At 67.5% G+C, this 228-nt stretch carries 1 pseudogene; it reads left to right on the top strand.

Going from position 1 to position 228, the window contains the following annotated elements:
- Window positions 1–228 (top strand): annotated as a pseudogene (locus R0J92_RS27645) (FMN-dependent NADH-azoreductase); the annotation flags it as partial.

Here is a 228-nt window from a genome sequence, read left to right as displayed (position 1 = left end):
ATGACTCAGACCGTTCTTCATATCGACAGTTCCGCCCGCCGTTCCGGCTCCGTTGCCCGCGACCTGACAGCTCAGGTCGTCGAGCGGCTCGGCGCAAAAGAGGTGATCCGTCGCGACCTGGCCACGCCCCTGCCGCTGCCGGATGAGGCCTGGATCGGGGCCAGCGGCACACCCGCAGACCAGCGATCCGACGATCAGCAGGCGACGCTGGCGCTGTCTGACGCGTTG

Source organism: Tritonibacter sp. SIMBA_163 (assembly GCF_046535935.1).
Taxonomy (GTDB): Bacteria; Pseudomonadota; Alphaproteobacteria; order Rhodobacterales; family Rhodobacteraceae; genus Epibacterium; species Epibacterium scottomollicae.
This window is presented reverse-complemented; position numbering and strand designations above follow the sequence as displayed.